At 49.0% G+C, this 24,112-nt stretch carries 17 protein-coding genes and 2 tRNA genes; 11 read left to right on the top strand and 8 right to left on the bottom strand.

What is annotated here, in order from left to right; genetic code table 11:
* The first annotated feature begins 57 nt into the window (after window positions 1–57).
* Both BN4314_RS00860 and BN4314_RS00865 read left to right on the top strand, forming a co-directional pair.
* Window positions 58–1,668 (top strand): vWA domain-containing protein, encoded by a 1,611-nt coding sequence (locus BN4314_RS00860; RefSeq protein ID WP_068539279.1) that lies wholly within the window; start codon window positions 58–60, stop codon window positions 1,666–1,668.
* Window positions 1,665–3,203 carry an ATP-binding protein gene (locus BN4314_RS00865; protein WP_068539281.1) on the top strand — a complete coding sequence of 513 codons (1,539 nt, stop codon included), beginning with the start codon at window positions 1,665–1,667 and terminating at the stop codon, window positions 3,201–3,203. Before BN4314_RS00860 ends, BN4314_RS00865 begins: the two co-directional genes overlap by 4 nt.
* On the opposite strand, the gene BN4314_RS00870 is transcribed toward BN4314_RS00865, so the two are convergent.
* The 5 genes from BN4314_RS00870 to BN4314_RS00890 form a co-directional block, all read right to left on the bottom strand.
* Complete coding sequence (locus BN4314_RS00870; RefSeq protein ID WP_068539283.1) at window positions 3,190–4,032, bottom strand: HAD hydrolase family protein; 843 nt, start codon at window positions 4,030–4,032, stop codon at window positions 3,190–3,192. The genes BN4314_RS00865 and BN4314_RS00870 overlap by 14 nt on opposite strands.
* A gap of 48 nt (window positions 4,033–4,080) precedes the next feature.
* Window positions 4,081–7,620: an ABC transporter permease gene (locus BN4314_RS00875; RefSeq protein ID WP_068539286.1), complete on the bottom strand. Its 3,540-nt coding sequence runs from the start codon at window positions 7,618–7,620 to the stop codon at window positions 4,081–4,083.
* A 17-nt stretch (window positions 7,621–7,637) separates the two neighbouring features.
* The gene (locus BN4314_RS00880; RefSeq protein ID WP_068539288.1) at window positions 7,638–8,339 is read right to left on the bottom strand and encodes an ABC transporter ATP-binding protein; all 702 of its coding nucleotides are present in this window, start codon (window positions 8,337–8,339) and stop codon (window positions 7,638–7,640) included.
* A 19-nt stretch (window positions 8,340–8,358) separates the two neighbouring features.
* Window positions 8,359–8,622, bottom strand: a complete 264-nt coding sequence (locus BN4314_RS00885; RefSeq protein ID WP_021734861.1) for a hypothetical protein — start codon at window positions 8,620–8,622, stop codon at window positions 8,359–8,361.
* Between the two features lie 66 nt (window positions 8,623–8,688).
* Complete coding sequence (locus BN4314_RS00890) at window positions 8,689–10,089, bottom strand: lysylphosphatidylglycerol synthase transmembrane domain-containing protein (protein WP_068539290.1); 1,401 nt, start codon at window positions 10,087–10,089, stop codon at window positions 8,689–8,691.
* Window positions 10,090–10,280: 191 nt separating this feature from the next.
* Here BN4314_RS00890 and BN4314_RS00895 point away from each other — a divergent pair.
* Window positions 10,281–10,371, top strand: a tRNA-Leu gene (locus BN4314_RS00895).
* 412 nt (window positions 10,372–10,783) lie between these two features.
* On the opposite strand, the gene BN4314_RS00900 is transcribed toward BN4314_RS00895, so the two are convergent.
* Window positions 10,784–11,947 (bottom strand): iron-containing alcohol dehydrogenase, encoded by a 1,164-nt coding sequence (locus BN4314_RS00900; protein ID WP_068539292.1) that lies wholly within the window; start codon window positions 11,945–11,947, stop codon window positions 10,784–10,786.
* A gap of 314 nt (window positions 11,948–12,261) precedes the next feature.
* Here BN4314_RS00900 and BN4314_RS00905 point away from each other — a divergent pair.
* Together BN4314_RS00905 and BN4314_RS00910 are read left to right on the top strand one after the other, a co-directional pair.
* Window positions 12,262–12,336 (top strand) — tRNA-Val (locus tag BN4314_RS00905).
* A 389-nt stretch (window positions 12,337–12,725) separates the two neighbouring features.
* Entirely contained in the window at window positions 12,726–12,947 is a 222-nt protein-coding gene (locus BN4314_RS00910; protein ID WP_068539294.1) for a hypothetical protein, read from the top strand.
* A gap of 2 nt (window positions 12,948–12,949) precedes the next feature.
* On the opposite strand, the gene BN4314_RS00915 is transcribed toward BN4314_RS00910, so the two are convergent.
* Window positions 12,950–13,996 (bottom strand): hypothetical protein, encoded by a 1,047-nt coding sequence (locus BN4314_RS00915; RefSeq protein WP_187369519.1) that lies wholly within the window; start codon window positions 13,994–13,996, stop codon window positions 12,950–12,952.
* A 4-nt stretch (window positions 13,997–14,000) separates the two neighbouring features.
* On the opposite strand from BN4314_RS00915, the gene BN4314_RS00920 reads away from it, so the two are divergent.
* From BN4314_RS00920 to asnA, 5 genes are all read left to right on the top strand, one after another.
* Complete coding sequence (locus BN4314_RS00920; RefSeq protein ID WP_187369520.1) at window positions 14,001–14,576, top strand: site-specific integrase; 576 nt, start codon at window positions 14,001–14,003, stop codon at window positions 14,574–14,576.
* Between the two features lie 456 nt (window positions 14,577–15,032).
* The gene (locus BN4314_RS00925; RefSeq protein ID WP_068539299.1) at window positions 15,033–16,046 is read left to right on the top strand and encodes a hypothetical protein; all 1,014 of its coding nucleotides are present in this window, start codon (window positions 15,033–15,035) and stop codon (window positions 16,044–16,046) included.
* 112 nt (window positions 16,047–16,158) lie between these two features.
* Window positions 16,159–17,547 (top strand): LTA synthase family protein, encoded by a 1,389-nt coding sequence (locus tag BN4314_RS00930; RefSeq protein ID WP_068539301.1) that lies wholly within the window; start codon window positions 16,159–16,161, stop codon window positions 17,545–17,547.
* 299 nt (window positions 17,548–17,846) lie between these two features.
* A complete protein-coding gene (metK, locus tag BN4314_RS00935; RefSeq protein ID WP_068539304.1) occupies window positions 17,847–19,097 on the top strand; it encodes a methionine adenosyltransferase in 1,251 nt (416 codons plus the stop codon).
* Between the two features lie 384 nt (window positions 19,098–19,481).
* Window positions 19,482–20,453 carry an aspartate--ammonia ligase gene (gene asnA / locus BN4314_RS00940; RefSeq protein WP_232309694.1) on the top strand — a complete coding sequence of 324 codons (972 nt, stop codon included), beginning with the start codon at window positions 19,482–19,484 and terminating at the stop codon, window positions 20,451–20,453.
* A gap of 114 nt (window positions 20,454–20,567) precedes the next feature.
* On the opposite strand, the gene BN4314_RS00945 is transcribed toward asnA, so the two are convergent.
* Entirely contained in the window at window positions 20,568–22,823 is a 2,256-nt protein-coding gene (locus BN4314_RS00945) for a glycogen/starch/alpha-glucan phosphorylase (protein WP_021735016.1), read from the bottom strand.
* A gap of 181 nt (window positions 22,824–23,004) precedes the next feature.
* On the opposite strand from BN4314_RS00945, the gene BN4314_RS00950 reads away from it, so the two are divergent.
* Entirely contained in the window at window positions 23,005–23,940 is a 936-nt protein-coding gene (locus tag BN4314_RS00950; protein WP_021735104.1) for a helix-turn-helix transcriptional regulator, read from the top strand.
* Window positions 23,941–24,112 lie beyond the last annotated feature (172 nt).

Below are 24,112 nucleotides of genomic sequence, written 5' to 3' on the forward strand. Positions count from 1 at the left end.
CTTACTGTGAGACGATGGATACATAAAATATTCTAAGTACTTACAAGGAGGTGAGCGATGAGTGGCATCTTGATACCTCAAGGGATAGATGACAAACAAAATGCAGAGCATACGGCTCTCGCACACAAAGTACTAGAACTTACTCGCAGCCAAATCATCGCCACAGCACCTTTTTTGGCTTCAGCAACAGGGGTATTGCGACCACAAATACAGCAACTTCCCTGTGCGATGGCAACTGACGGTACAACGCTATGGGCAAACCCCGAAATTCTGTTGGGCAATTTTGCGCGGACGCGCAAATTGCCCACACACGAATATGCACACACTCTGCTGCATTGCATTTTGCTCCATCCTTTTGTGGGCGAGATTGAGCATGCGCTCTGGGATGTAGCGGCGGATATGGTCTGCTGGGCACTTTGTGAAGAGATTTTTAACAAGACGGGCATCATACCCAAAACAACCACTGAACTTCCCACCAGTTATAGTCAAGCTGAGCGCGATCCATCTGAGAGCGAGCGTCTTGAAATTCTCCGACTTGTAGCATCGGAACTTAACGGTCCACTCACAACAGAGCGGATTTATCATCTTTTTGCTCGTGGACAACACAAAGAAAAAATTGCGCACTGGTCTCGACTTTTTTTGGTAGATAGTCATCAAGCATGGCACTCGTCAGAGCAAAGCTCTTCGCAATCTCCAAATAACAAGCAATCCAACAGCAAGCCCACAGAAGATGAGGGTACATCGTCTGAGATTGCCCAACAGAGCGAGCAAAGTTCGAGTGTCGCCGATAGCAGCTCCCATGACTCCAGCGATGAGCATATCTCAGGCCAGCTCCAATCAAGCGAGATGCTCAACGAACTTTCCTCTGAAGCTGAAAAAACATGGGAGCACATCGCCCAGCAAATGCGGGTTGATCTCGAAACACTTTCCCGCAATCAAGGTACTTCTTTGCAAACTCTTATGGGATCTCTTGAAGTTTCTCACCACAAACAGCGCGACTACCGTGAATTTCTCCGTCAATTTGCCGTTGAAAGTGAAGACTTACGTCTCTCTGAAGATGAGTTTGATTACGTTTTTTATACTTATGGACTTGAGCTCTACAACGACATGCCTCTGATAGAACCTCTGGAATATCGCCAAGAACATCGTGTTCGTGACTTTGCAATTGTTATTGACACGTCTAGTTCAGTTACCAAAAAAGTTGTGCAAGATTTCATCGATGCCACATACGATGTACTCACTACCGAAGGCGGCTTTTTTGAGCGGGCCTGTATCCATATTATTCAGGCAGACACCCGCGTTCAATCTGACGTTCGTATCAACAATGCAGCTGACCTTGCACGTTGGCGCAATCATATAGAGCTGCGCGGACTAGGCGGTACCGACTTTCGTCCCGCCGTTCGCTATGTGCAACAACTTTGGCAGGAAGGTGAATTTACCAACCTGCGAGGCTTAGTTTATTTCACCGATGGCTGGGGTATTTATCCCCGTCAAGCACCGCCATTCAAATGTGCATTTGTCTTTTACGATGAAGACCATCGACCAGAAATTGTCCCTGCCTGGGCAGAGCAACTAGTACTTCATCCAGGCGAATTCGAATCTTTATCTGTCTATGGCAAACGCAAAAACAGGCAAGTCACACACACCGCTCAAGGAGGAACGCGATGAATATACTCGAAGCAAGCAAACAAATCGAAGGGGCAGTACGGGCCTATCTAAGCCAAGACGAACATGGCATGTGGCGCATTCCACCTCAGATGCAGCGCCCTATCATCCTGATGGGTCCTCCAGGCATCGGCAAAACCGCCATCGTCGCGCAAATTGCAGATCGTCTAGATATCAACTTTGTAAGCTATTCCATTACCCACCACACGCGCCAGAGTGCACTTGGCCTTCCTTATATCGCAAGCTCCAACTTTGGAGGCAAAGAGTTCCGTGTTTCTCGCTACACGATGAGCGAGATTATTGCAGCAGTTTTCGACGCAATTGAGGACACAGGTGAGTCCCAAGGCATTCTCTTCCTTGATGAGATTAACTGTGCAAGCGAAACCTTAGCCCCTGCTATGCTGCAGTTTTTGCAGTACAAAACCTTTGGACAGCATCGCTTGCCCGATGGTTGGGCCATTGTATGCGCAGGCAACCCACCCGAATACAATCGCGCTGCTCGCCCCTTTGATCCTGCAATGATGGACCGTCTCAAAAAAATTGATGTAGAACCCGACCTTGATATATGGCTGGATTATGCCCGCATCCACGGTATTCACCCAGCTATTACCAGCTACCTTGAGGGCAAGCCAACAAACTTCTACCGCGTCCGCCCCTCGGGCACCGATGCCCGCATCGTAACGGCACGCGGCTGGGAAGATCTCTCACGTATGATGCAAGCTTATTCCCACGAGGATCTGCAAGTTGACAGCGAGCTCATTTCGCAGTACTTGCAGGATCGCGAGGTTGCAGAAGACTTCAACCTCTATTTTGAGCTCTTTGCCAAATACGAGGATGACTATAAAGTTGCTGATATTTTGTCAGGCAAGCTTGATGAAAAAATCTACACTCGAGCGCGAGATGCAGCCTTTGACGAACGTGTTGCGGTGGTCAATCTACTGCTGGCAGCTATCACCGCAGAGCTCCACGAGACAGACGCCACCGAACTTGCGCTCCATGCTCTACGTGAGGACGTTATAAGCTGGCAGAGCAGCTGCACCGAGTCAACCGAAGCTCAGCCACTTGCACTGCTTGACGAAATTCTCAATAAGCTTCGTCACCGCTACGAAGATGGACGCTCTCGGGGTAGTCATGGCCAACGCCAACTTGTCTTTCTACATCATCTTGAGTTGCTCGAACAGCTACGTGAGCAAGTTGCTCGTAGGGTGATGGCAGGCGCTGACAAGCAAATCTGTCTTGATAGCGCAAAATCTTGCTTTAACGAAGCAGTACATACAACTGCAGCTATGTGCAACGAAACCGCGCTTCGTTTGGATCGTGCCCTCGCTTTTCTTGAGAGAGCTTTTGGTGACGGTCAGGAAATGATTGTTTTTTGCTCCCACCTTGCGTGCGATACCACCGCAATGCACTTTGTGTCGGCACATGGACCTGTAAGTTTTGCCACACATGCAAAGTCACTCATGCTAGAAGAGCGAGGATTAGAGCTTCTAGGTGAGGTGGATGCAGCACTAAAAACAACAAGCCCTAGCGAGCAATAGCAGGAAGCTGACCCCCACTAGCAGCAATCTCTTCCATAATCTGAGCCGGAGCGTCATCAGATGCATCTCCGATGATCCAGCGTCCCAACTTGCGTGCAGCGTCCGAGCAGTTTGACACCACAAAAGTTTGCGTGAGACGCTCAAGCATCGTGACGTCATTATCTGCATCACCAAAAAAGACAACTTCATCAAGGCTTAGCCCTAGATAGTCAATCAACGCCACCGCTCCATCAGCCTTGGAAAGCCCTCGAGGCAGCACATCAAAAACATGGGGGGACGGACAAACGAAATCAAACTCAGGAACAATATCTCGCATTTTTTGCGCTGCTTGCTCAACGCTACCTAAGGAGTCCCCAAAAAGAATGCTCATCGTATAAATAGGCTGGTCAGGAAGCTCATCAATAATTGCAATATCGGGAGACACCAACGTGTCATCTACCATGCTCAAAATTTTTGCACGAGTAGTCTCGACCGCAGAAAACGTACTATTTCCCCTCTCATCGGGAGTACAGATAAAGCCAAAGCAATCATCCACATCTCGCAGAGCTTCGACCAAACGATTCATCAGCTTGGGATCCATTGGCTGAGAATAGATTGTCTCACCCTGATAACGCACCATCTTGCCATTGGCAAAAACGCCCGTCTGATAACAATCGGCATCATTGCGAAAATACGAGGCAAGATCAAAAGACAAGCGCCCCGTCGCAGGTCCAAAGGCAATTCCTGCATCAAGCAGCTTGTGAGCTGCAGCAATCGTGCGATCAGAAACGCTCATCTTACCAAAAGGCACAACGGTGCCATCCATATCGGTCAATACGAGCTTAATCATGCTATCCCCCTGCAAAATGAGTACGCTACGGCATGTACTAATGCGTTCTTAGTCCACACTTTTGAGACTTTCAACCATATCCACACGATCCAGCTTGCGGCGCATCATCATAAGAACCGCAGCTGCAAAGAGCAGCGTCAGACCAAATGCAAAGCCGTAACTGGCCGGATGTATGAGGCGGCCAAACATCACATAGTCAACCTCGGCCGCAGTTACTACAAATCGCTCGAGGAAGGTGCCCAATATGAGGCCTACAATATCGCCAATAATCACAAGCATACCAATCTCGCGGAAGATATAGGCATCAACCTCGCGACGAGTAAAACCTAAAACCTTGAGTGAAGCAATCTCACGTTTACGCTCCTCAATATTAATGTTGGTCAGGTTGTAAAGCACAATAAATGCCAGCGCTGCTGCCGAAACAATCAGCACGACAACAACCTTATCAACAACCGAGAGCATCGAGCGATAGGTGTTAATAGTCTCATCCACATATTCAACGGTCGCGACACCAGTCAAATCATGCAGACCGGCAGAAAGTTTTCCTTTGTTAGTATCAGCAGCACGAGAAAAGAATATCGTAGAAAAGACTGGATTGGCAGCATCCTTGCCATCTGTCAGCGCGCCGCCAATTTTTGACCAGCTCGCACGACCCACGTATACCAGATTGCCTACGTAGTTTTCCGCAATACCCGTAACACGCAGACGCTGAGGTTCTCCTACCGCACTACCGATAGCGTCCTGCTTGTATAACTCAATCTCATCTCCCACTGAAACGCCTAATAAATTTGCGGCTTTTTCAGTAACAAAAACTGAATCATCGCTGAAGTCTAAGTTATGTCCTGACAAGCGATCCTGGAAGCTAATTGCCTTGTCAAACTCCTTGGCATCCTGCGGAATTATGACTTGCGTGCGCAGATGTTTGTTCCCATAAAAAGCAGAGCTCGCCTGTAGGTTTTCTTGGCGAGCACGTACCAGATGGCTCGCATCCGTTGAGTTTAAAAGATAGCTTGCTACTGCATCTACGTTGGCCGTCGTCGAACTGTCATTAAGACCGACTGTCGTGTCATAGTGCACCACAGGCCCAAATTGTCGATCGATAATATCCCAGATTGAATCATGAAGGCCAAAGCCCACCAGCAGCAAAGCCGTACAACCTGCAATGCCAATCGTTGTCATCAAGAAACGACGCTTATAACGAAAGAGATTGCGAAAAGTAACCTTCCATGAGAAGGACAAGTGGCGCCAAATGGGACTTATGCGCTCTAAAAGAATGCGCTTTCCCGCCTTGGGCGCACGTGGCAACATCAGCTCTGCAGGCGTAGAGCGCAAGCTGGAGACCACAGCACCCCAAGTTGCAAGCAGGGTCACACCAACACCCAGCCCTCCTGAAAAAAGCGCAATTACAGGGTCGATAGGCAGGGGAACTTTAAGTTCAGGTACAGCATAAATAATCGAATAAGAGCCCGTGATAACCGAAGGCAAAATTTGAGTCAAAACCAAGGTCCCGATTATCGCGCCTGTAATGCTTGCTGCAGCTGCATAGACTAAATACTTACTCGCGATCGTTGCGGTACTAAAGCCCAGCGCCTTATAGGTGCCAATCTGTATACGATCGTCCTCAACCATGCGTGTCATCGTAGTGAGCGATACAAGAGCAGCTACGAGAAAAAACATGAGAGGAAATACGCGCGCGATATGATCCATACGTTGCGCATCTGCATGATAGGTTGCCGCACCCTCACTCTTTGTACGATTAAGCACATAAAGATCAGGTAGCTCTATCTCATCGATTTTGCGCTGAGCTTCAGCAAAATCATTTTCGGCATCAGCAAACTTTTTGTCAGCATCAGCACGATTTTGCTCGTATTTTGCTTTACCGTCATAATACTTTGTCCAAGCATCGTCTAACTTTGTACGAGAGTTACTTAACTGCGTACTTGCGTCATCAATCTTTGCCTGTGCCGCATCAAGTTTTTTATTAGCTTCATCCTTCTGTGTCGCAAGTTCATCACAACCAGACTGAAGTTTTGATTTGGCGGTCTGTAGCTGATCGATGCCCTCACTAGCAAAAGTCAGCTGACTGCGGGAAGCATCCAACTGCTGGCGCTGAGTCTCAAGCTGGGAAAGCTTTGCTTCAGGATTATCTCCCAGTTGAGTTGTGAGCGCGTCAAGCTGCGTTTGTAAGCTCTCAAGCTGAGCTTTTGCGGCGAGGAGCTGTTGTTCCTGCTCGTCTGTCCAAGCCAGACCAAGTTGTAGTTTGGCCTGCTCTAGCTGAGAGACAACAGCTTGTGCCTGGACAAGAGCGTCTTTTAGTTGAGCAAGACCATCAATGCCTTGCTTCAACTGATCAATTCCTTGATCGAGCTGCCGTATACCAGCATTGAGCTGCTCTAGATTGTTTGCAACTATCTCTTTTGCAGAAGACAAATCTTTTGGGGCAGGATCTAGTTTAGAGAGACTCGCTAACAACTCTGTTTCTTTTTTATCGAGCTGCTTTTTACCCTCATTTAGTTTCTTTTCTGCTTCAGCAAACTGCTTGCGAGCATCGTTGCGTTTACGGCTGAGTTCTGCCGCGCCATCATCACGCTTTTTCTTGCCCGAGGCATATTCTGTCTCGCCGTCCTCAAGCTTGCTGCGAGAATCAACAAGTTGTTGCCGTGCATCATCGAGCTTTGCTTCCGCATCTGAGCGCTGAGCATCAAAATCTGCGCGTTTATCATCAAGTTTGGTCTGTGCCTCAAGTATAAGATCCTTCTGGCGAAAACGAGCAAGCTCGCCTTCACGATCCTCCAGGCGCCCGGCGACCTTAGCAACCACCTTTTCATAGGCAGAAGACTCACTCAGCTGCGCTTCAGCACCTCGCACCCGCACATAGACCTGCGTATAAGGCAAGTCCTGGGTAAAAGCAACTTCACGGACGTATAGATACTCGTCAAGTTGTCCTGTGCCCAACGTCGTTGAGCCAAAGTTTTTCGTATATGGATAGTCAGAGGCACTTACCGTGCCCACTACCTTGAAGCGCTGCACTGCAAGCATGTCATTCAAATTATCAGTACCGTAGAGCACTTCAACGGTATCTCCCAGCTTGAAATGTCCTACTGCATCTGCAGAAATCACGCATTCATCCGCGGTTTTGGGCCACCTGCCCTCGCGAAGCATTGGACGATTAAGATAGCGCGCATCCTTGGAAGCTACGGTATAACGGCCTGTAAGTTCTGATGCAAGCGCTGCATTCACATCAATTGAGGTAATACGTGCTGCAATTTGTGCATTTCCGATGCTCATCATGACATCGCAAGACTTGGCAGGCATCGAGACTTCAACGCCTGGGGTCGCATCAATGCGAGCAACATCATCACTTGAAAAGCCCAACGTAGAAACAATACGCAAATCCCAAAGGCGCGTTCCGTCATACCAACGGTCAGCTGCATCGCGCATGTCGGGACCAGCCATCTGCAAGCCCGCAAAAAAGCCACAGCCCAACGCAACGATACCCATAATCGCCAAAAAACGTCCCAATGATCCGCGAATTGAGCGAATCACTTCTCGCCTAAAGCTGTGGCTGTTGTGAGGACGTATTGTCATAATTGCTGCCCCCACACTTACCATTCAAGCGACATTGCGTCGACAGGCGCGGCATTGAGCTCAACGCTTTTTGCACGACCCTCACGAACACTGATAACGCGATCAGCAATCTGTGTAAAGGCAGAGTTGTGCGTCACGATGGCAACGGTACGTCCACTCTTGCGGCAACTATCCTGCAAAAGCTTAAGTACTTGGTGACCTGTTTGATAATCCAAGGCACCCGTCGGTTCATCACAAAGCAACAGCTTGGGATTTTTGGCCAAAGCGCGCGCAATTGCCACACGTTGCTGCTCTCCACCCGATAGTTGGGCTGGGAAGTTATCTTGGCGATCTGCGAGTCCCACTTCAGCAAGCACCTGCTCTGCTGGCAAGGGATTACGGCAAATCTGACTTGCAAGCTCAACATTTTCAAGCGCCGTCAAATTTTGCACGAGATTATAAAACTGGAAAACAAAACCAATATCATGACGACGATACTGAGTGAGCTGACGCTCGTTCATAGCCGAAACTTCGCTACCATCAAGCAAAATTGTGCCTGATGTGCAAGAATCCATGCCGCCGAGCATATTAAGCACAGTTGTCTTGCCCGCACCCGATGGGCCTACGATAACGCAGAGTTCACCTTCTTCAATTTCAAAATTCATGCCATCGACGGCACGAACTTCGACCGAACCCATCTGATATATTTTGCGCACGTCACAAAATTTGACGAAAGCCATCGTTGTCAATCCTTTAAGTCTAATGGCGCTGTTCTCTTTCGTTATCGCCAGCCAAATGCTTTGCATCACGCTGACGCTCCACGCCCAAATAAGTCAAAGCAACACCTACCAAAAGCAATGCAACGTAGCATACCGTTGCAATAAATCCCGGTGCAAGCGACTGGTCAGCACCAAGCCTCCAAGCCGCCAAACAAATCAACACGATGCCAAGCAGAGCTTCGAGAATCGCAGGTACACTCGCTCCGCGTGTGGTCCGTATAGGTGAGTAGTTCTTTTTAGCCAAAATGTCCTGCTTCCTATAAAAACGAGCTATCTACCACACAGCTGACAGGCTCGAATCAATCCGTCTCTATGATATACGTTTGCGCTGCTTGGCGCGGGAGTTGGCCTTGCGAAGATCGACGGTAACATCCTCTTGGCGACTGAAACTTTTTCCTGCTCTAAGCTGCGAATAGTCGTGTGCGAGACGATAACGCAGACGATTCAAGCGCACGGCAAGGCTTTCAGTATGACTGGACTGCAATCCAAGGAGAGGGGCTGCCGCCAAGATGGGCAAAAGGTATTCCACCATACGCCAAACGACAAAAGCCGCAGCCACCTGTGTACCAAAAATAGGTGAAAAGAGCACGGTAAAACCACCTTCAGCTCCACCAACGCCACCTGGCAACGGTACAGCTGACGTCAAAAGCTCAAGCATCGAGCCACAAGCCATGCAGGTAATGAGATCTGCTTGGTGACCAAAGGCGCGGGCGACAAACCACGGTAAGGAATACAGACAAGCAAGCTGCAACATCGTAACGACTAGGGTCATCAACATATTGCGCACATTGCCTGCCGCCTGGCGAAAGCCCGAGGAAAACTCCCCCACCTGTACCGTCACCACATCAGTCCAATGATCGGTTCGTTTCATCCAACCACGACGCGAAGTAAAGCGAATAATCCAGCTACCTGCACGACGCACAAAACCAGGGCGGAGACATACCAGCAAAAGGCCACCGACCTCAACGACCTTAAATCCAAAAAGAATGATGCCGATAAACGTGACATTGCCATAGGTGGTTGTCAGCCATTCCCAACGAAAAAGCAGCATCAATGCGGCAAAAATGCCTTCTCCCGCTTCATACATGATGAAGCGGGTATACTGCACTGCGCCCGCTCCACCCGCAGAAAGTCCTGCACGAGTGAGGCGATAAATCTGTGCTGGCGCGCCACCAGCACCGTTTGGCGTAAGGTTGGAAAAAAAGATACCCGAGGCTTCAACACTCATCAGGTCACGGATACCAATTCTGCTTTTACGGTCACTGATAACCGCAAGCAAATATGCCAGTACACCCCAGAAGAAATACACGACATATGCAAGCATAGCTGCAACGACCCAGCGACGACGCACTCCTGCCATCGCCGTCAAAAATTCGTCCATCTGTCCAGAAAACACGAGATAAAGAGCGTAGACAATCGTAGCGATACCGATAAAGATAAGACCTTTACGCGCTTGACCCATGCTCTGATCGCGAGTTTCGCGCTGAGCCTTGCTCGTGGCGGTGGCGCCAGACACCTTGAGACGAAGCTTTTTGCTCCGCTTTGTAAAACTAGATTGTGGAGTGGTAGCTTGCTTGGTAACAGGGATCTGCGGCTTTGTATTGTTTTGCTTGTTAGGGGCCGTTTGTAAGGTAACGTTTCCCTGCTTAGCCGCTGACTGGGGCATAGGTACAAAGTTCGACGAAGGCTTCTTTTTGAAACGAATCTCCATGTACCCTCCCCTCTCAGCTACTTTTTTATTGCATCTAAAGAATTACTGTACCCGAGATGCCGAAAAAAACACGCCGTTCAACTGCTCCTTCACAAGAGAGGCCTGCGCAGTCGAAAAAAATCCACAACCAATCAAAATTTAGACTTGCCAAATACTGTGAGCGTGATACTATATTCCTCGCTTGAAACCACGTCGGAGTGGCGGAATTGGCAGACGCGCTAGCTTGAGGTGCTAGTGACTGACTAAAAGGTCGTGCGGGTTCAAGTCCCGCCTCCGACACCAGAAATTCCAGGCCCCTTTGGGGGCCTTTTTCTTTCTAAACTCCTTTTATGTGAATCAGCCACCGCGTTTCATCTCATGCCACTTCAAGGCAGGTGTCAAAAGCCACGTTCTACTTCACTTTTTTAGCCAAAAGCCACGTTTCATTTCACGCGAGAAAAATCTACCTGGGCAAACGTCAGGCCCTTTGAAACAGAATGTGGCTTTTGACATTTTTTCTGAAATAGAACGTGGCGTTTGACAAGTAGGACTGGTCTGCTTGAAATGATCCGTGGCGTTTGGCAAGTAGGACCGGGCTGCTTGAAACAGTTCGTGGCTTTTGGCAGGCTGTGCAAGCAGGCAGAGCTACGTATCCCCACATAAAAAAAGCATGCCGTGGGCAATGATTCGCCCACAGCATGCCCCTATGCAATGCTTAGCCAAGTGAAGACTGATAAATTTCAACAATATCCTGCACGGACAGAGGAACAAATGAACCGCGGCTACCTTTAGCAGCTTTTTCTGCCATCTCAGCAAAGTGGATATCATCCTCGATACCTACCGCCTTCAGTGTGGCAGGCATGCCCATCGTCTCAAAGAAGAATTCACGTGTTAGCTTAATTGCCTCGCGTGCCGCTTCCTTGTCGTTTGTAGTCTTTACGCCCCACACATTACGCGCATAACGTGCAAAGACGGGTGCGGTTTTGTCATCAAGGATGTATTCCATCCAAGCTGGTGTCAAAATCGCTAAACCCTCGCCATGCGTAATGTCATAAAAAGCAGAGAGCTCATGCTCAATGGGATGAATGCACCACGTAGGCGAGCAGCCCTCAGAAATCAGACCATTAATCGCATGGCTGGATGCCCACATCAGATTGGCGCGTGCTTCGTAATTGTCGGGCTGCTCAAGCGCAATAGGACCATATTTAATGCAAATTTTAAGAATGCTCTCAGCAAAGGAATCCTGCAACTCACAGCCCTGCTCAAAGTGAAAATAATTCTCAAAGGTATGACTCATCATATCTGCAGTACCCGCTGCCGTCTGATGCTTTGGCACCGAGAACGTATAAGTCGGATCTAACACAGCCATCTTGGGGATAAAAAGAGGTGAACCGGCGTCCCACTTCTCGTTTTTGCTGAGATCTGTGATAACTGCAAACGCATCCATTTCAGAACCTGTAGCAGCAATAGTAAGCACAGCATATACAGGCAGCGCTGCCTTGATAAGCTCACAGTGCAATACCAAATCCCAAGCGTCTCCATCATAGCAAGCGCCTGCAGCCACTACTTTTGCACAATCAATCGAGCTGCCGCCGCCAATAGCAAGTACCATGTCAATGTGTTCGTCATGGCATAGCTGAACGCCTTTACGCACTGTCTCAATACGAGGATTGGGCTCGATGTCAGGCAACTCAAAGACCGTCAGTCCCGCTTCGCCCATAACGCGTAGAGCCTCAGCATAAATTCCATTCCGTTTGATAGAACCGCCACCATAGCACAGCAGTACACGCGACCCACTCTCAGTCAACTCTGCCAGATGAGAAATCTGACCTTTGCCAAAGTGAATCTTCGTTGGTGCATAGTAAGTAAAATTGAACACGCTGCCCCCTTTTGTTGTTTGTTGCTCATCGTTTCCACTATACATCTGCAAAAACACATCATATCCGAGAACGAATAAGGGTCCAGTGGACCTATCAATATCTATCAATATATGACCATTCCCACTCATGCCACATATCGCCGGCATCAATAATGTGTAACAGTGAGCCGTTCTGTAGCACAAGCACAACAAGATCAAGGCACAGCCAAAGTTTTTCATTTGAAAAATTCTTCTTGCATACAGAGACACATTCGCGTAAGATACTCTCTGCTGCATGTGAGCACCCCCGCTTATAACTTTGCAGTTACCTATTCGGGCGTTTAGCTCAGGGGGAGAGCGCTTCCCTGACACGGAAGAGGTCACAAGTTCAAATCTTGTAACGCCCACCATAAACGCAGGTAGAGACCTCAATTTGAGGTCTCTACTTTTCGTTTAAAACAGCAAGGTAAGCTCAAAAGTAAGATAAAACTGAAAAGGCGAACTCATCCCGGAGGCTCCCAAACTCGCGACCCGTATGCACGAGAACGGATGCCTCGGCGGGCTAGCGCCCGCCGAGAGTAGAACACGAAAAAACGTGAACCACGTACCGATAGCGGTACTCGAACGGTACGCGGGCAAACACGATGATGCGATAAAGTCCCTCCGACGTGCTACGGACGGCACGCCGTGGGGACTTTCAACGTCCACCGAGAATTAGCTCACAGCTAAGGAAACATGACGGTGCGAGCGAATAGAATGAAAGCCATAGGTATTGCGCCGAGGCAAAAGGAGAGCAGACATGTCGGTTATTTATCAAACGAATGAGTGGAAGGGCTACGGTAAGCAGAACTACTACTACAACGAGTATCGTCTTGAAGGCGATACCATTAAGAAGTACAAGTGCCACCGCTATAAGTTCTTCGACGGAGACGAAAGCAACTGGGGGTATGATGAGAAGCTCGTAGACTCTTGGTCACGCGATGACCCCAACATGCCAGATTGGCTCAAATCGTATCTGTAAACTCACTCGCCGGGATAACCGAGACCTCCCCGAGGCGTGCCATGGATACGCTCAGCGTTCTCAGACGCCCGCGATACCGTTGCTTGGACAATTGACACGGGTCTGAGCATTGCATGCCCTCTGTGCGTCTCTGACGCGGCCACCGAGCGCCATCCACGCGCGACCGATGCCCGACACGATGCCCGCGAACTTATTGTTGCGTGAGAGGTCGCGGAGAGCCTTTGCGCCGGACGGCCATACCTCGGCCATACCTCGGCCACGACGCCGACGATTGCTATACTGACGGCACGCGGGACGGCCTTCGTGTCCGCGTTCACGCCGTTGAAGCCTATGGCGTCAGCGTACTCCTTGGCGGCACGTGTCATTTCGGACGCCTCGACGGCGGCAGTGTCCGCGTCGGCTTCGCACTGCGCTTTGACGAGCATCGCGGCACGTGAGGCCTCGGCTTCACGCGTCACGTCGGCGGCGGTCTGGCGTGCAGTTGCCGTCACCGTCGCGGCCTCTGTCTGCGCGTCGCTCACGATCGTTTCGGCGTGTGTCTTCGCGGCGGTCTTGGTCTTCATCGCGTACTCGTCGGCGTCTGTCTTCACGGCTTCGACTTCGGTATTCTTGGCCTCGACTTCTTGCGCCTTCGCGGTCAGCCTTTGCTCTTCAGCGCGTGCTTCCCGCTTCGCGCGTTCCGTGCGCGCGTACTCGTTCGCGGAGCGCCCGGACTGCTTCTTCTCGTACGTCCCGTCGTTGACCTTTTCTTGACGCGTCTTGTGCGGTTCCATGTCCCAACCACGCGCGCGCATCTCGCGCACGAACACCTTGTGTAACGCGGACTTTCGCGACGCCTTGTTGTATGTCTCACCGACCGCGAGACGGCCATCTTTCGTGAGGCGCTGAGAGAACAAATGCAAGTGAAAATTGGCGTCGGTCGACCGGTCGGCATCCGGAAACGCCCTTACCGAGGCTGAGTACCGTAAGTGCGTCGAATGGCTGCTCGCGTGCGCCCCCTCCGACGGATGGCCGTCGAAGAAGCGCGCGTACAGGCCACGACCGGACACAATCTTGAAACGCGCGGTCGCGCTCGACCTAGCCGCGACGCAGGCCACAACCGGACTGCGCATCGCGGAGGGCTTGGCGCTGGAGAAACGCGACGTGGGGGAGGACGCCGACGGGCGCGTGCTAATCACCGTCCGACCTGAAGTCTCGAAGACCCACAAGGGGCGTACCATCTACGGCCTCGACCCGAGAGCAGCGGAACGCGTGAAAGACCGCTCAGCGGTGCTCAGCGCCCCCACAGACCGGGTTTTCAACTCACCCGGCGGCGTCATGGAGCGAGGCGCAGACAGCAAAAAGCGCCGCGTGGCCGTAGTAGGTCGCGAATGGAACCGCGAGAATGCACAAGCTGCGATGCGCAAGCTCTACGACGAGATGGCGGACGCCTGCGACGTGCCGCTGCTCCATGACGTGAGCACCCACGTATGGCGTGCCACGCTCAACGTCATGTGGATGGAAGCCAAGGTGCCCGCCGAGATTCGTGCCGCATGGTTTGGCCACACGGAGGCCATCAACGTGAAGGCATACATGGACGTCTCGGACATTGCGAGCATGGCAAACGTCATCGAAAAAAGTAAGGTCTAAAACAGGTTCACGTAGGTACAACGAAGGTACACAGAAGTACACCAAAACGATAAAACAGCGAGGTACCCATATGTACGCATAGGGTATACGCAGGGTTAACAGAATCATCGTAAAACACGGAAGAGGTCACAAGTTCAAATCTTCTAACGCCCACCACAAAAGACGCAGGTAGATGGGATAGACCATCTACCTGTTTTTCTTTTGGATAGCACCTCCTACTGATGGATGGCGAACATTTTTTGCGTATATAACTTCATGCTCAATGAGGCGCCTCGCTCTGAACTTGCTTCGTGACCATGTCAAATCCTGCGATTTGGTAGGTACTATGCAGAGTTTCTTATTTCTCCCTTTACATACTCTTAAATGACTGAATTTATATAGCAGAATAAGTTAGGCAAGGCTATCCTTATGCGGATTTCTTTGAACGCAGGCTAACGCCGTTGGAGGATGAAAAGTATGTTCTTGATATTTTTCTCTGGCTTATTGGTTGTAGGGCTGGTAATAGCTCTTGCTCAGTTTGTCCCACAAAAGCTCTTTCACTTTTTACCCCAACTGAATCGAATTTCGTGGATATGGACGGGTATTTTTCTTGCATTACTTCTTTTTTTGAGCGTATATGCAGGTTTTGGACTCATTCAAACCCACTGGTTGCCAGCCATCTTATGCACGAGTGTGCTTGCAATAGCTGCCATCGTTTCGCTTTATAACAAGCAAATCCGCGCAGCATTCAACACTCTTTTTGCTTACCAGCGTTTGCTGTTAGAAATTGGACTGCTGCTTATTGGAACTTTTTTGACTTTCATAGCTATTGAATTGCCTTCTAATCCAGCTATCGCCGGATTTTGGATAGAGGGTCTTATTCTCGAAAATGTCATTATTCTCGTTATATTTCTGATATTTCATCTCCTCTTTCAACGCAGTGGTGCAGGAGCTGTCATTGCAGCTTTTCTTTTTGAATGTGCCGGCCTTGCAGAATATTTTGTAGTGTCGTTTAAAGGTGTGCCCATCATTGCGAGCGACATACTTGCACTCGGCACGGCAGCTACGGTAAGTGGCAGCTATAGCTATGTTCTCAATGAGAGAGTACTCATTTCATTTGCCGTATTCGCGCTAGCTCTAGTTGTACTTTCTCTAACACCAAAGCCACAACATGCAAAAAGGCCTGCCATTGCGTTTGTAGCCAACACTTTTGGCGGACTCATCATGGCTGGTATAGCCGTCTTTATTGCAACAACAGTAAGTTTTTCAGAATTTCCTGGTATCAAATACAACGCTTGGATTCCGCTCGACAGCTACCATCGTGAAGGCTTTATTTCATCGTTTGTCACGCAAATTCAGTCTTTCCGTCCCGTTCAGCCCAAAGGTTATTCCAAAGAAGAAGCCGAAAAACTTCTTTCAGGCTACGCTAACAAATACGAAGAAAATCTCGCTCATGCAGACTCTTCATCCTCAAGCAACACCAACTCCTAACTCTTTGCTCGAGGCTGAATAACCCGCTATATGGCTCAGGGTTCTGTGTTTTCGCACTTCTGTAATTGTTCGCATGTTTTCGATTGCCAGCTACATCTCAAGGGGCATTTTCATGAAAGAATTTATCCACACCAATATTTCTCGTCGTACTTTTATTTCAGCAGTCGGAACTGCTGGTATGTTAGCTACCCTCAACGCATGTGGCGCAGGTGGAATCAAAAAAACTGCCGCCGCCATCACAGCCGAGCAGAAAAGCTCGAGCAAAAACGCCACAATTTCACCCGATTCCTCAGCTTCGTATGCCGAGCAGTACGCCCATATTTTTGGCAACACGCAGGCAAGAAAAGCCGCAGAAAAGCAATTTGACGAACTCAAACCCAGCGTGGTCGTCGTTATGAATGAGTCCTTCTCCGATCTGTCATTGTTCAATGAGTTGGATGGGAGCTATAAAGGCCCCGAGTGGTTTAATTCATTCGAAGGTGGTCTTGCAAAAGGAAAGCTCTACGTCTCCCCTTATGGTGGCGGCACTTGCAACAGTGAGTGGGAAATGCTCACGGGCTGCTCGATGGCATTTATGGGATCGGGCGTCTATCCCTATATGGTCTATGACATGTCTCGCGTCGACAATCTTGCCCGCCAACTCAAATCCATTGGATATAAAGCAAATGCCATGCATCCCAATCTAGCGACCAATTGGAATCGTCATATTGTCTATCCTGCCTTTGGTTATGATCAATTCCTTTCTGAACCTGATTTTGGTGCCGCGCAACGCTATCGCAATCTCATCAGCGACGCCGCTACCTATGACAAAATTCTTGAGCTACTCGACGCCGATGAGGCACCACAGACGATTTTAGATATCACCATGCAAAATCATGGCGGATACAAAACCAACGCGCTGCCAGCAAATCTCGTTAAGCACCACACAATTAAAGGCGTTGATCATCCAGATCTCGATGAGTATTTATCACTGATGGATATCTCTGACAAAGCTTTGCAAGAGTTCATAGATAAGCTTTCTAAACTCAAGCGCCCTGTGGTATTGCTGCTTTTTGGAGACCATCAGCCAGCTCTTGCAGCGCCTTACAATGATGCGCTTGTGACCAACGATTCCAGTGAGCTTGTCCACCAACAGCGTGCTCATACCACCAGCTATCTGATGTATGCTAACTACGACGTTGCGGGCGCCAAGACAGGAACAATACTCGATACCAGCACAAACTTCCTCATTGCTAATCTTGCACAACTCATTGGAATGCCCTTGAGTGATTTTCAAAAAGCCCAATTAGTCATGCAGCATCAAGGTATGTATGCAATAAATATGCTGGGCTTCCAAGATAGCACGGGCAGTTGGCACGATATCAAAGACAATAAGGAAGGCGATACTGCTCAGCTATGCCAAGACTTGCAAACCTTACAATACCTGGAGCTCTTTGGTGATGGCGTACATTATCAAGTAGGCAGCGGAAAGACAGGGACAATTACAGGCCGCCTGCAATAGTCTGCTTGAGAAGACAGCTTTTAAACACCGCGAGATGAACAAAGCAATATGGCATGAGAAACGTATTACAATCAATCAGGGTATGGCCGACAGTGATGTTGACAAGTTTGAACGCTGAGGACGTCCAGGCCGTGCAGCAGCTGACCTGCAGGAAGTAAATCTCGATACCGCTGATGACAGCTACGAGTCTCTTGCGGAATGGCGTGCGAAGAAGTATGACCAACTTATGACCGCTGAGAAGTAAGCTTTTTGCTTGTCGCCTTGCTTTACAAGGCTTCTTAGCGTGGAAAGGATTTTATATGTCCCGCTCGAGCTATCTGTTCACATCTGAATCTGTCACCGAAGGACATCCTGACAAAATAGCAGATCAAATTTCTGATGCTGTCCTTGATGCACTCATCACCAAGGAGTCCAAACTTGAGTCCCAAGGCTACATTTCCCCTACCGGTGTCCCAGCTCGTGTTGCCAACATTCGTTGTGCCGTCGAAACACTTCTCACGACGGGCACAGTGATTATCGCTGGTGAAGTTCGCACGGCTTCGTATGTAGATGTACAACAGATAGCTCGCGAGACAATTCGTCGCATAGGATACGACCATGCGGAGTATGGCTTTGATTGTGATACCTGTGGTGTCATGAACCTTATTCATGGGCAAAGCTCCGATATCGCACAAGGAGTAGACGGTAGTTTTGCTCGTTTGGAAGAAGACGAAATTTCCCGCATTGGTGCCGGAGATCAGGGCATGATGTTTGGCTATGCCACCGATGAGACGGACGTTCTCATGCCTATGCCTGCTCATCTGGCAAATCGTATGGCAGAGCAATTAGCCCGTGTGCGCAAAGATGGAATTCTTCCCTATCTAAGGCCCGATGGAAAAACGCAGGTCACTATACGCTATGAGGACGGTATCCCCAAAGAGGTAACGACGGTGGTGGTATCAGCCCAACACGCAGAGAATGTATCGCTCGAGCAGATTCGTAAAGATATTTATGATTACGTTATTGTGCCTGTATTAGAAAGCTCTGGTCTTAGCTGGGATAATCTCAAAACTTATATCAACCCAACGGGTCGTTTTGTTATAGGTGGCCCCACAGGCGACACAGGCCTCACAGGTCGCAAGGTTATTGTTGATAGCTATGGAGGCATGGGGCGGCATGGCGGCGGCGCGTTTTCTGGCAAAGATTGCACAAAAGTAGACCGTTCAGCAGCGTATGCAGCACGCTGGGTAGCAAAAAATGTTGTTGCAGCGCATCTAGCACATAGGTGCGAAGTCGAACTCGCTTATGCCATTGGCATACCCAAACCTGTCTCGATTACGGTAAATACTTTTGGTACAGGAGCTGTGTCTGACCAGCAAATTGTTGCTGCAATCAAGACGGTATTTGACTTGCGGCCCGGAGCCATCATTCGAGATCTCAAGCTGCATCGCCCCATTTATGAGAAGACCGCCGCCTATGGACATTTTGGACGAGAAGATCCCGACTTTACTTGGGAGCAAACAGATCGTGTTGACGCTCTACGCGATGCGCTACATACGACCAGCGCCTAGCTATGCAACGTAGCACCACGTATATATACAGATATATTTCCCCTCTGTACCCAAATGCATAATTTATTCCTCAATACGCAATTGATTCCTCATAAATACAGACGAGGCTATTTTCGCAATCATTATGTGCAGAAGTCACTCAAAAAAGAAACGTTGTTATATATCGAACGCGTATGCTTGTATTCAAATGTTTTCATCAAGAAAACAATAGAGGTTCCAGGCTGCACATATCCGCCTATCATAGGTAAAGTCTCACCGAACACGTAAGCATCCGTGCATAAGCTTGATTGACAATTTATATGTCTTTTAAGCTCTGCACTGCCGCACCATCGATTGGGGGCATCCTTTATGGCCTTGTACCTGCCTGAACATTACGACCCACATATGAGCGTTCGCGAAACCGAAGACGCAATCAAATATATTCGCGATACCTTTCAACGCGAGATGGACCGTGAAATGCATCTTTCACGTATCTCAGCACCGCTTTTTGTTGAGCAAAGCTCAGGCCTCAATGACAACCTTAATGGCACTGAGCGACCTGTTTCCTTTGATCTGCCATGGAAAGCAGGTGAAACCATCGAAGTTGTGCACTCACTTGCAAAATGGAAGCGCATAGCGCTGGGCAAATATGGTTATCAGCCTCACGAAGGTATCTATACCAATATGAACGCTATTCGCCGCGACGAAGAGCTAGATAATCTCCATTCCTGCTATGTTGACCAGTGGGATTGGGAGCGTGTCATCACGCATGAAGAGCGCACCGCAGAGACCCTGCGTGCAACAGCATCTGAGGTGTTCCACATTATCAAACACATGCAACATGAGGTGTGGTACAAGTACCCCGAAGCGTTTTATCACTTGCCCAGCGAGATGCACTTTGTCGACAGCGAAGAGCTACTACAGCGCTACCCCGACCTCTCTCCTCGTGAGCGCGAGGATATTATCTGCCGTCAGTATGGCTGCGTGTTTTTGATGCGTATCGGCGAGAAGCTCTCCTCAGGCAAACCCCATGATGGACGCGCGCCCGACTATGATGATTGGCAGCTCAATGGCGACATTCTCTTTTGGTATGAGCCTTTAAAGCGTGCGCTCGAGATTTCGAGCATGGGCATCCGTGTTGATGCGGCATCTCTACGCTCCCAATTGGAAAAAGCAGGCTGTCCTGAGAGAGCAGAACTCCCCTATCATCGTATGGTGCTTAAAAATGAACTGCCCTACACCATCGGTGGCGGCATAGGACAGTCACGTTTGTGCATGTTGTTGCTGGGTCGTGTGCATATAGGCGAAGTACAGGCGAGCATTTGGCCTGACGATATGGTTGCCGCCTGCGAAGCCCACAACGTACATTTATTGTAAGCGTGCACGACTTGTTGTAAAAATGCACGGCTGCAGACCGTAAGCAAAACACTTTGCTTGTCTTGGCTTGGCTTTGCTTTGGTCTACAGCCGTGTTAACTCACCCATAAAAGATTTACAGATTCCAAATATCTTCTTGGTATTGCGCAATGGTACGGTCTGAGGAAAAATAACCTGCTTTACCAATATTTACCAGGGCTTTTTGTGCCCACGCACGTTGATTTTGCGCATCTTTCAGTGCGCAATCTTTAACCTGGCAATAGCTCTCAAAGTCAGGGAAGGTCATAAACCAGTCCTTACCAATGAGCTCGTTGCGCAGACGTTGCAGATTGTTCTCATCACCCTTCTCAAGCATCTCTGGACCCACAAGGAAGTCAACCGCAGCCGCAATATCCTCACTACTTTCGTAATAAACCTGAGGGTTATAGTCACCCCGAGCATAGCGAGCAATAACCTTATCTGAGCTCTCACCAAACCAATAAATATTCTTCGTGCCTACGAGCTCAGCAATCTCAACATTAGCGCCATCCATGGTGCCCAAAGTAAGTGCGCCATTAAGCATAAACTTCATATTGCCCGTGCCTGAGGCCTCCTTTGAGGCAAGGCTTATCTGCTCGGAAATATCGGCTGCAGGAATGAGTTTTTCGGCAGCGGTAACGTTGTAGTTTTCAATCATCACTACTTGTAGATACTTGCTAGCAACAGGGTCGCTTGCAACCACCTCACCAAAACTCAAAATGGCATGAATAATGTCTTTAGCGATCACATAGGCAGGTGCCGCTTTAGCACCAAAAATCATTGTCACTTTGCGGTCAGGCAACTTGCCCGCACAAATGCGCTGATACTGCCTAATACCCCACAACAAATTGAGCTGCTGGCGTTTGTACTCATGCAAACGTTTAGACTGCACATCAAAAATCGAGTCAGGATCAATTTCGGTGCCTTGGTGCGTGCGCACCCAGGTAGCAAATCGCTGCTTATTTTCTTTTTTGATAGCAATGAGCTGTTCAAGGAATGCTTCATCTTGTGCATAGGCAAGCAGACCCTCCAGCTGCACCGCATCCTTCTTCCATCCCTCTCCTAGCTTTGAAGACACTAATGCGGCAAGACTGGGATTGCATGAAACCATCCAACGACGGAAAGTAATACCATTTGTTTTGTTGTTGAATTTCTCGGGATACAGCTTATGGAAGGGCGCGAGTTCAGACTCTTTGAGAATCTTGGTATGAAGTGCAGCAACACCATTAACCGAGTGTGAGAAATGAATATCGAGGTTTGCCATATGCACGTTATGCCACTCATCGATGATCCGAACAAAGGGGTCATCAGAGCGTTTGGCAGCCTTAGCATCAAGCTCTTTGATAATGGGTACCAGCTGGGGCACAACTTCCTCTAGGTAGTGCAGAGGCCACGTCTCCAATGCTTCGGCAAGGATGGTGTGGTTGGTATACGCACATACATCTTGCACGATACTAATGGCTTCATCCATAGCGATACCGCGCTCTTGCAGCAAACGAATAAGCTCAGGTATCACCAGGGTGGGATGCGTGTCGTTAATCTGAATCGCGGCGTAATCTGCAAGGTCATGCAGGTTGCTACCACGCTCAATACATTCATCAAGCATGAGCTGCGCCGCGTTGCTTACCATAAAATACTCTTGGTATACCCTTAAGATACGTCCTGCTTCGTCAGAATCATCAGGATAGAGGAACAGCGTAAGGTTTTTCTCCACCTGCCTTTTATCAAAGACAATCCGATTTTTTATCTGACGCTCATCGACGCTATCGATATCAAAAAGACGCAGGCGTCCACACTTGGAATCATAGCCAGTCACGTCCATATCGTAGAGCGTAGAGGTCACAGAAAAGCTACCAAACCGCACCGTATAGTGACGCGCAGACCGACTCATCCAGCTCTCTTGGCCCCAAGTAAGCCAGGTATCAGGAGTTTCGTATTGCTTGTTTGCTGAGAAGCTCTGCTTGAAAAGACCGCAATGATACGCAAGGCCCACACCATCCGCAGGAAGACCCAGAGTTGCGCAAGAATCCATAAAGCAAGCAGCAAGTCGGCCGAGACCTCCATTGCCTAGTGATGGTTCGTGCTCAAACTCTTCCAATTCAGCAATGCACTTTCCTGCAGCGGCAAGCTCGTCTTTAATATCCTCATATAAGCCAAGATTGATGAGATTATTGCTGAGAAGCTTTCCAATAAGAAATTCTGCCGAGATATAGTAGAGCTTCTTTTTTCCCTCGTTGTAGCCTCTCTCGGCGCAGGCATCCTTTGTAAGCCTAAGCACTGCATTAAATAGCTCGAGATTTGTGCAAACGTTAAGAGGCTTATCCAGATAAGCTGCAAGTGAATGCGTTGACACAAGGGATCCTTTCTCACGAGGCTCAAAGTTCTTGAGACAAAAAACGCCATTACTGTCAAATGCCAAACCTGCTTTGTTACCTGAACTATATGAGTATTGATATGCTTTGTTCTTGCACCAATACAGCAAATACTTGTACGATACGAGCATATCCTGCATTTTGTGAAAAGATGGAGCTGGCATGAAGTTTGATGAATATGCGCAGTATCGAGAAACTCAAGTACACGAACAGCCGGGATTTCCTTACAACACCTATCTCTGCACAATTCCCCTAGATTTTGATAGCGTGGCGCCACATTGGCATGACCAAATGGAAATTATTTATGTCAAAAAAGGACAGGGTTTTGTTTCGCTTGGCTTTGAGCGACATCCTGTATGCGCTGGCTCTATTGTGGTAGTGCCACCAGGCGAGATTCACGCCATAGAAGGCGATGGACGCACGCGAATGGAGTACGAAAATATAATTTTTTCTCTTTCTATCTTGGGCGGCAGCAGCGAAGATGTCTGGTTTAGACACAATATCCTAGAGCCCCTCCAAACTAATTCCATCAGTTTGCCCTATCCCCTGCCTACGGAAGGAAAAATGTACGCCGAGGTCAAAGCTGCTCTTGATGCATCTGACCGAGCCTGCGAAAAACGTCTGCCAGGGTATTCTCTGATTGTGAGAAGCAATCTTATCTTGCTGCTTCATGCGCTTTTTATCCATGGAGATATCCGGCGCCCCACAAATAAAAAGGCAGCATCCGCGCATATCAAAAACGTGCTCATCTATTTGAGGGAACATTACAACGAACCGCTTAGCATTAAAGATGTTGCCAACATAGCCGGCTACAGCAAAGCGCATCTCATGCGCAGTTTCAAACAGGAAACGGGGCAAAGTTTTGTGTCGTATCTCACTGACTACCGACTAACAGCCGCTAGTCACCTTCTGCGACGTACCCAAGAGCCCGTCACTGCCATTGCAGCCAGCTGCGGTTTTGAGAGCCTTTCTTACTTTATACGTAAATTCAAGACACGGTATGGCATCTCTCCTGGCACTTATCGCAAACAACGAACTGGTACGGAGAAAGTAACAAACAAGCTGCTATCTCAACTTGCCCCCGACTCACAAGCGTGATACCGTGAGCGTATAGAAAACTGCAGTCGGAAGACTGCGACCTGCGAGGAGGCGAACCATGGAAAATGTCCCGTTATGCGAGGACCACAATGCCGCGTTACCACCGCTGTGCACATGGCAAAGTCCTCGCGCTGAGCTTGCGTAAAACATCAAATATGTCCTGACTGGACGC

The sequence above is a fragment of the Olegusella massiliensis genome (assembly GCF_900078545.1).
GTDB lineage: Bacteria > Actinomycetota > Coriobacteriia > Coriobacteriales > Atopobiaceae > Olegusella > Olegusella massiliensis.